General features: G+C 31.4%; 7 protein-coding genes. All 7 read left to right on the top strand.

Features of this window, described 5'->3' with window-relative positions; genetic code table 11:
• Positions 1-289: 289 nt before the first annotated feature.
• Positions 290-1,384 carry a glycosyltransferase gene (locus HALSAC_RS0103035; protein WP_027339029.1) on the top strand — a complete coding sequence of 365 codons (1,095 nt, stop codon included), beginning with the start codon at positions 290-292 and terminating at the stop codon, positions 1,382-1,384.
• 13 nt (positions 1,385-1,397) lie between these two features.
• The gene (locus tag HALSAC_RS0103030) at positions 1,398-2,456 is read left to right on the top strand and encodes a sugar-transfer associated ATP-grasp domain-containing protein (protein WP_027339028.1); all 1,059 of its coding nucleotides are present in this window, start codon (positions 1,398-1,400) and stop codon (positions 2,454-2,456) included.
• A gap of 24 nt (positions 2,457-2,480) precedes the next feature.
• Positions 2,481-3,893 carry a phenylacetate--CoA ligase family protein gene (locus tag HALSAC_RS0103025; RefSeq protein WP_027339027.1) on the top strand — a complete coding sequence of 471 codons (1,413 nt, stop codon included), beginning with the start codon at positions 2,481-2,483 and terminating at the stop codon, positions 3,891-3,893.
• 20 nt (positions 3,894-3,913) lie between these two features.
• Entirely contained in the window at positions 3,914-4,666 is a 753-nt protein-coding gene (locus HALSAC_RS0103020; protein WP_027339026.1) for a glycosyltransferase family 2 protein, read from the top strand.
• Between the two features lie 51 nt (positions 4,667-4,717).
• Positions 4,718-5,692, top strand: coding sequence for a UDP-glucose 4-epimerase GalE (galE, locus tag HALSAC_RS0103015; protein WP_027339025.1), 975 nt, complete (start codon positions 4,718-4,720; stop codon positions 5,690-5,692).
• A 246-nt stretch (positions 5,693-5,938) separates the two neighbouring features.
• Positions 5,939-6,883 carry a dTDP-glucose 4,6-dehydratase gene (rfbB, locus tag HALSAC_RS14850; RefSeq protein WP_035571191.1) on the top strand — a complete coding sequence of 315 codons (945 nt, stop codon included), beginning with the start codon at positions 5,939-5,941 and terminating at the stop codon, positions 6,881-6,883.
• 834 nt (positions 6,884-7,717) lie between these two features.
• A complete protein-coding gene (gene galU, locus HALSAC_RS0103000; RefSeq protein WP_027339024.1) occupies positions 7,718-8,626 on the top strand; it encodes a UTP--glucose-1-phosphate uridylyltransferase GalU in 909 nt (302 codons plus the stop codon).
• Positions 8,627-8,884 lie beyond the last annotated feature (258 nt).

Genomic DNA, 8,884 nt, shown 5'->3' with positions numbered 1-8,884 from the left:
GTCGAGGAGCATATCCAGCCTCCACCCATGGATAGGTAGAACGAAGGAATGTAGGGACATAGATCCTGAGAGATATGGGAGGTTAAACTACCATGGAAATGTGGAGTTCCAATAAGCGACCATATTTTTTAAAAATAATAGTTAAGTTTTTAGATTACTTTATCCTTGCAATTCCAAATATTAATTGGTTTTAATAATTAAATCCATATTACTTTTTTATAAGAAAATAAATTTCTAAGAATAAGTGAGCATGAGTGAGATAAATTTAATTTATAGAGGGAGTGGAATAATGAAAATATTACATATTGCAGAAATGTATTTTACTAAAGCAAGTGGTATTACTTCAGCGGTGCCCCCTTTTATAGAGGCACAAAATAAAGTTGAAGGGGTTAGTTCAAAGCTTTTGTTATCTTCTGGAGTTGATATACCTAAAGGGTTTAATTATAATTTTGAGGTTATTAATATCAATGATATTGATAATCTAAATTATTTCTTTAATGATATTTATAAGCCGGATTTGGTGATCTTCCATGGTGTTTATTTTATGAATTATATAAAAATTTATAAAATCTTAAGAAAATTAAATATATCATATGTAGTAAAGCCACATTGTTCTTTAACAGAACAAGCTCAAAAAAAGAAGAGAGTAAAAAAATATATTTCGAATCTTATCTTTTTCAATAAATTTCTTAAAAATGCCAAAGCGATATCTTTCTTAAATGAAGGGGAGAGACGAACTTCTATTAGAATTAATCCTAATTCTATAATTATTGGAAATGGCATTGATAAAATTAAGCAGGTTGATAAAAAAAGCAAAGAGGAATTAGAAATAATTTATTTAGGAAGGATAGATTTCTACCATAAAGGACTAGATTTTTTATTAGATGCAATAGAATTAATAAAAGATAAATTGTCTAATGAAAAAATAAAGATAAATATTTATGGAAAAGGTAGTGAGACTGAAGTTAAAAAATTAAACGAAATTATTTTAAAAATAAATATTAATAATCTTAAGTTTAAAGGGCCTGTTTATGATGAAGAAAAGGATAGAGTTTTTAAAAAAGCTAATATATTAATATTGACTTCTAGATTTGAAGGTTTGCCAATGACTATATTAGAAGCATTATCTTATGGTATTCCCTGTATAGTAACTCCTGGGACTAATGTGAGTGAGGAGATAAACAACAATAATGCTGGATGGAAAACTTCAACTAATCCAAAAGAGATAGCTAACACTATTTTAATTGCTATAAATGAATATAAAAAGAGTGAAGATAAATATATAAAAGATACGGCAACACTGGTTGAAAAAAAATATTTATGGAATAGTATAGCGGACATGTCTATAAATAAATATAGGCTGCTATTAAAAAATTCTATGTAAAGGAGTATTTATTATGGATCTTTTTGGTGATTTTAGCAAGTTGAAAGTTTTTTTAAAAGATAAAGATAAAAAATCTTATCCTAGAATGGCTTATGAAATAACTAAAATAATTCTAAATACAAAATCGTTACCTAGGCATTATTTTAGTGCTTGTTTATATAAAAATTATATAAGTAATTATCTAGATTATATTAGTGTTAACCAATATGATAAAATTAAAAGAAAATTACAAAATAGAAATTTCAAGGAATTATTAGACAACAAATTATTTTTTCAATATTACTTTCAAGATAAGATTAATGTTCCTAAAATATTAGCTTATAATATGGAAAGCATTTTATTTACAAATAGTGAGACATATAGTTTAAATTCTAATGATCAATTAAAAGATCTAATAAAATTACTGATAGAACAATCCACTAATAGAGCAATTTTTTTAAAAGATTTTTCTAATAATGGAGGTAAAAATTGTTTTAAAATTACCTTATCAAATTTAAATGGTTATTTTGATGATAATAACTTTTTTAATTTAATAACTTCCTCTAGTTTTATAATTCAAGATTGTATTAATCAACATTCACAAATTAATAAGATTTACTCTAAAAGTATAAACAGTATTAGAGCGGAAACTTTTATTAATGATAAAGGGGAAATTGAAATAATTTCTGCATTAATGAGGTTTGGTGTTGGTGGTAGTTATGTTGATAATTGTTCGCAAGGAGGTATTTTTACGTCTGTTAATTTAGAAAAAGGTACATTAGGAAAGTATGCATATGATTTCTTTAAAGCAGGAAATAGTGATTATATTAATAGGCATACTATTCATCCGGACACTCAATTTAAATTTGAGGGAACTGAAATCCCATATTTCCTAGAGTTGAAACAAATGATAAGAGATACAGCAATTTTATTACCTCAGATTAGGTTGGTAGGTTGGGATTTTGCTATTACAGAGAATGGACCAATATTAATAGAAGGGAATTTACATCCTGGTAATTCGAAAGCTCAAATGGCTTGTAATGGGTATAAAACAAATAAAGTATTTAAAAAAATAATAGAAAACTATGGATAATTATTGTTTGGGGAGATGTAGAAAATGAATAATTTATTGAAAAATGTTTATGAAAACTCACCTATATTTTTACAAAATATAATGACTAGTATCTATGGTTATGTTTTGTCTAAAAGAAGATTTCCTAAAAACCAATCTGAATTATTACAACAATTAAAAGAATTAGAGTTTATATCTAAAAGGGAATTAGAAAAATTTAAGTTAAAAGAATTGCAAAAAATTATAATTTATTCTTATAATAAGGTTCCTTATTATAAGAAGTTATTTAAAGATATAAACTTTAATCCTAATAATATAGAAGACTTTAATGATATTAGAAGAATTCCATTTTTGACAAAAGAAAAAATTAATTTACAACCCAATCAACTTATTTCTAAAGAATTTGATCAAGATAAGTTAGTTATTCACAAAACAAGTGGGAGTACGGGAAGTCCTTTAGCTATTTATAAAGATGGGGAGTGTAATAATCGTTCTTTTGCTTATTGGGAGAGACTTAGAAGAAATCATGGAGTTAAGATTGGAGATAAAAAGGCTACTTTTTTTGGACGAGCTATAGTTTCTAAAAAACAAAGTAAACCTCCATTTTGGAGATATAATCTTACTCAAAATCAATTGTTATTCTCTATTTTTCATTTAACTCAAGATAATTTACCAGCGTACATAAATAAGTTAGAAGAGTTTGCTCCTTTATATATTGAATCATATCCAAGTGCTTTATTTGTAATAGCTAAATATCTAGAAGAAAATAAAATAAATATAAATTTAAATCTAAAATGTATTTTTACAACAGCAGAAAACTTGGAAGCAGATAAAAGAGAATTAATAGAAGAACAGTTTAAAACAAAAATTGTTGATCAGTATGGATCTTCTGAAGCAGTGGTATTTGCTGGAGAATGTAAATATGGTAATATGCATATTTTCCCTGGTTTTGGTTTTGTAGAAGTTATTGATGAAGAAGGTAATCCTACTGATGGTTTAGGAGAGATTGTAGTAACTGGGTTTTTAAATAAGGCTATGCCTTTTATTAGATATAAATTGGGTGATATGGTTGAATTAGATAAGGATTTTAAATGTAAATGTGGTAGGTCATCAGCAGTTATAGTGAATTTAGGAGGTAGAAAGGATGATTTAATTATAACTCCTGATGGAAATCAAGTTAGTAGATTAGGATATGTTCTCAAAAACAATTCGGAAGTAAAAGAAGCACAAATTATTCAAAATGATATTAGAGAAATTATAATTAAAGTAGTACCTAATAAGGGAGTTCTTGAAATTAATAAAGATAAAATAATAACTTCCATTAAAAAGCGTTTAGGAGAAGAGATAAATTATAGTATTGTAGAAGCTCAAGAGATACCAAGGCAAGAAAATGGTAAATTTAGATATGTCGTTTGTAATTTGTCAGATAAGCAAAAAGAAGAAATATTAAGAAGTTAGTTTAAAGTTTGGAGGTATATATGAATAATAAATTAATTTCAATAGTAACTCCACTATATAATTCAGAAGATTATATATCTAAAACCATAGAATCAGTATTAGGTCAAACACATCAAAATTGGGAATTGATAATAGTAGATGATTGTTCTTCTGATAATGGTGTTCAAATAGTAAGGAAATATCAAAAACAAGATAGTAGGATTAAATTAATCGAACTTAAAAAAAATAGCGGTAGTGCAGTTGCCAGAAATACTGCAATAAGAGAAGCTGACGGTAGATATATTGCTTTTTTAGATAGTGATGACTTATGGCATCCTCAAAAGTTAGAAAAGCAAATTAAGTTTATGAAAGATAATAACTATGCTTTTAGCTTCACTAAATATCAGCATATGACTGAAGAAAGTAATTTGGTAAATAAATATATAAATGTACCAGAGAGGTTAAGTTATAGAAGAGCCTTATTAATCAATCCTATTGGATGTTTAACTGTTATCTATGATACTAAGCAATTAGGTAAAGTTTATATGCCTTTAATTCGTAAAAGGCAAGATTATGGTTTATGGTTGAAGATATTAAAAAGAGAAGGGTACGGATATGGGTTAAATGAAAATTTAGCTTATTATAGACTAAGAAGTAACTCGTTATCTGCTAGTAAGATAAATTTAGTTAAATATCAATGGAAGTTATATAGAGAGATAGAGGAACTTTCAATTTTAGAATCTATTTTTTATTTAGGTTGTGTATCTATGAGTAAGGTATTAAAGGTGAAATAAGTAGGAAGTAGATTTAGGAAAATTATACTCTTTAAGAAAGGAGGAGTTTTAATGAATAAAACAATCTTAGTAGTAGGTGGAGCGGGTTATATAGGGTCTCATCAAGTCAAAATGTTAAACAAGCAAGGTTATAATGTAGTTGTCTATGATAATTTATCTACTGGTTATAAAGCTCTAATTACTGTTGATAACTTTGTTCAGGGGGATCTAGCAGATAAAGAGAAATTAAGACAAGTCTTTTCTACATATGATATAGATGCTGTTATGCATTTTGCTGCCTTTATTCAAGTTGGGGAATCAGTTAAAAATCCTGCTAAGTATTATCAAAATAATGTAGTCAATGTAATTAACTTATTAGATGTAATGTTAGAGCATGATGTTAACAAATTCATCTTTTCCTCAACAGCCGCAGTCTATGGAGAACCAGAAGAGATACCAATTAAAGAAGAGCAAACTAAAGAGCCAATTAATCCATATGGTAAATCGAAATTGATGGTTGAAGAAATTTTAGAAGATTATGATAAAGCCTATGGATTAAAATATACTTGTTTTAGATACTTTAATGCTTCGGGAGCAGATGAAAGTGGAGAGATAGGAGAAAAACATAATCCAGAAACACATTTAATTCCATTAATTTTAAAGACAGCTCTAGGAGAACGGGGTGAGATTTATATCTTTGGAACTGATTATGATACTAAAGATGGATGTTGTATTAGAGATTTTGTCCATGTGAATGATTTGGCTAAAGCTCATATCAAGGGATTAGAAAGGTTATTTAATGGTGGAGATTCAGAAATCTTTAACTTAGGTTCTGGTGAAGGTTATTCGGTTAAGGAAATTATAGATAAGGCTAAAGAGATTACAGAGATAGATTTTAAGGTTACTGAAGATAAGAGAAGAGCGGGAGATCCAGCAGTTTTAATTGCAGACTCTTCTAGAGCTAAAGATATTTTAGACTGGCAACCTACATATACTTTAGAGGATATAATAAGAACAGCATGGCAATGGCATAAAAATAATAATTAATAGAGCTTCAGCCAACAAACTTGTTGGCTTTTCTTTAGATGAACTATTAGATTATTTTTCGAATTGAGAAAATTAAATTAACTCTTTAAAAAATCATAATCTAGATTAGTTGCAAAAAACTGTTCTTGACCTTAGTTTTAAAGGTTTTAAAGTCGGCTCTTAGTCTTGCGAAGGTCTGCGTCTAAAAAAGGTTTTGACTTTAAGGTTTTAATTTCTTTCGATCTTTAAACAAAGGAGACTCTGACTATGACTCAAATTCTAGTAACCGGTGGAGCAGGCTTTATCGGAAGTAACTTTATCAACTATCTAATGGATAAACACCCAGACTACAAAATAATCAACCTAGATAAACTAACCTATGCTGGTAGCCTAGACAACCTTAAAGAAGTAGCAGATAACCCAAACTACCACTTCATCAAAGGTGACATAGCCAATAAAGAACTAATAGAAGATATCTTCACCAACAACCAAATAGACCACCTAATCAACTTTGCAGCCGAGTCCCATGTCGATAGGAGCATAGAGAACTCAGCTCCCTTTCTCCATACCAACGTCCTAGGCCCCCAAGTCCTATTAGACGTTGCTAAGGATAAAGGGATAAAAAGATATATTCAAATCTCAACCGATGAGGTCTATGGCTCATTAGGTGAAGAAGGCTCCTTTACTGAAGACAGCCCTCTAAAGCCCAATAACCCTTATTCAGCCACCAAAGCCTCAGCAGATTTAATAGTTAGAGCTTACAATAAAACCTATGGACTACCAACTATAATCACCCGTTCCTCCAACAACTACGGGCCAAAGCAATATCAAGAGAAGCTAATCCCTCTCTTTATAACCAAAGCCCTAAGAAGTGAGAAGCTACCCCTCTATGGTGATGGTACAAACATCAGAGATTGGCTCTATGTCCAGGACAACTGCCGAGCAATAGATTTAGTCTTGCATCAAGGGAGAATAGGCGGGATCTATAACATAGGTGGAGATTGTGAAAAAACCAATCTAGAAGTAACAGAGTTGATCTTAGACCTTGTAGGGAAGGATAAATCTCTAATAGAATATATAGACGACAGACCCGGCCATGATTATCGTTACTCCCTAGATTCTTCAAAGATTAAAACAGAACTAGGCTGGGAGCCAAGGTATGACTTTACAGAAGGATTAAAAAAGACAATAAATTCGATGTTAAAAATTTAAAGATAAAAATTAAGGATAAAAGGCTATACTCTGCGCCCTGAGGGAGGACATTTGAAATTGAGATTCCACGAGGGGTTTATGATTGTTATAAACCCTGAGGAACGACTGAGGAAGTGCCCTTGGGGTGACAAAAGCCCGATAAGAGCCGACAAGGTCCAGACAAAAGATTAAAATAAATAGAATTAATAGGCTTTAGTCAGAAGTTAGTCAAAGATTTAGTCCTGCCCTTGTCAGAGTCAATCCTTTGAACTTATCTTTAAAGCCTTTGACCTAGATTCGAGAGATTCGCTGCAAAAAAAGAGATTTAAGAATTTGATCAAAAAAATAAAATAAGGCTTTAAAGTACAAAGATAAAAGGCTTATACTCTGACAAAAGCCCGATAAGAGCCGACAAGATCCAGACAAAAGAATAAAATAAATAGAATTAATAGGCTTTAGTCAGAAGTTAGTCAAAGATTTAGTCCTGCCCTTGTCAGAGTCAATCCTTTGAACTTATCTTTAAAAGCCCTTGACTTAGATTCGGGCCAATTCGCGAGATTCGCTGCCAAAGAGGGGTTTAGGGTTCTATTTTTAAAAATAAAATAAGGTTGGATTAAAGGCTTACCCTTTTATCAAAGGATGACAAGAGTTGATAAAGCCAAGACAAAAAATAATTATAACTAATAAGTTTTAGTCAGAAGTTAGTCAAAGGTTTAGTCATGCCCTTGTCAGAGTCAATTCTTTGAATTTATCTTTCAAAGCCCTTGACTTTGACCTATAAGCACAACATACCATTGCTTCCACAAGACATATATGTTAAAATTTTGAATATACAAAGATAAGGAGTTGATAAGTATGAAAGTGAAAAAAGCAGTAATCCCAGCAGCAGGGCTAGGAACTAGATTCCTACCAGCAACCAAAGCCCAGCCAAAGGAGATGCTACCGATAGTAGACACACCTACAATCCAGTATATCGTCGAAGAGGCAGTAGAATCGGGTATCGAAGATCTTATCATAATCACAGGACGACATAAAAGAGCAATCGAAGATCACTTCGATAAGAACATAGAGCTAGAAATGGCACTAGAGAGAAAACAGAAACTAGAGATGCTTGAACAGATCAAAGATATCTCAAGCCTGATCAATGTCCACTATGTTCGCCAAAAGGAAGCCAAAGGCCTAGGCCATGCCATCCTTTGTGCCAAAACCTTCATCGGCAACGAACCCTTTGCAGTCCTACTAGGTGATGATATCGTCAAAGCCAAGAAGCCTGTAACCAAACAGCTGATCGAAGCCTTCGAAGAAAAACAATCAACAGTTATCGGTGTCCAGAAGGTCAAAGACGAGAATGTAAGCAAATATGGTATAGTCGAGTATTCTAAGAACAATGGCGACTTATATAAAGTAGATGGCCTTGTAGAAAAGCCAGAGCTAAAAGATGCCCCATCTAATATAGCTATACTGGGTCGATACATCATAACCCCAGAGATCTTTAACATCCTAGAGTCAACACCTCCAGGCAAAGGCAGCGAAATCCAACTAACCGATGCCCTAGTGGAGTTAATGGACAAAGAAGACATCTACGCCCAAGTATTCAGCGGCAAGAGATATGACATAGGTAACAAACTAGGCTTCCTAGAAGCAACAATAGAATTCGCACTAGATCGAGAAGACATAGGCGGACCATTCAGAGAATACCTATACAGCCTGCTACAACAAGAACTCCCATCCCTAGAAGAAATAGCAACTTCGAAGAGCAATTGATAATTAATAGTTGATAATTGATAGTTAAAAGATTAAGACCTAAATTAAATTAAAAATAAAATAAGGCTTTAAAAGCCAAAGATAAAAGGCTTATACTCTGCGCCCTGAGGGAGGACATTTGAAATTGAGATTCCACGAGGGGTTTATGATTGTTATAAACCCTGAGGAACGACTGAGGAAGTGCCCTTGGGGTGACAAAAGCCCGATAAGAGCCGACAAGGTCCAGACAAAAGATTAAAATAAAAATAATTAATAGGT

The organism is Halonatronum saccharophilum DSM 13868 (genome assembly GCF_000517025.1).
Classification (GTDB): domain Bacteria; phylum Bacillota; class Halanaerobiia; order Halobacteroidales; family Halobacteroidaceae; genus Halonatronum; species Halonatronum saccharophilum.
This window is presented reverse-complemented; position numbering and strand designations above follow the sequence as displayed.

Bases quoted from the DNA above. Each gene is read 5' to 3' on its own strand.
- galE (WP_027339025.1), top strand. From the start codon at position 4,718: ATGAATAAAACAATCTTAGTAGTAGGTGGAGCGGGTTATATAGGGTCT.
- HALSAC_RS0103035 (WP_027339029.1), top strand. From the start codon at position 290: ATGAAAATATTACATATTGCAGAAATGTATTTTACTAAAGCAAGTGGT.
- HALSAC_RS0103030 (WP_027339028.1), top strand. From the start codon at position 1,398: ATGGATCTTTTTGGTGATTTTAGCAAGTTGAAAGTTTTTTTAAAAGAT.
- rfbB (WP_035571191.1), top strand. From the start codon at position 5,939: ATGACTCAAATTCTAGTAACCGGTGGAGCAGGCTTTATCGGAAGTAAC.
- HALSAC_RS0103025 (WP_027339027.1), top strand. From the start codon at position 2,481: ATGAATAATTTATTGAAAAATGTTTATGAAAACTCACCTATATTTTTA.
- HALSAC_RS0103020 (WP_027339026.1), top strand. From the start codon at position 3,914: ATGAATAATAAATTAATTTCAATAGTAACTCCACTATATAATTCAGAA.
- galU (WP_027339024.1), top strand. From the start codon at position 7,718: ATGAAAGTGAAAAAAGCAGTAATCCCAGCAGCAGGGCTAGGAACTAGA.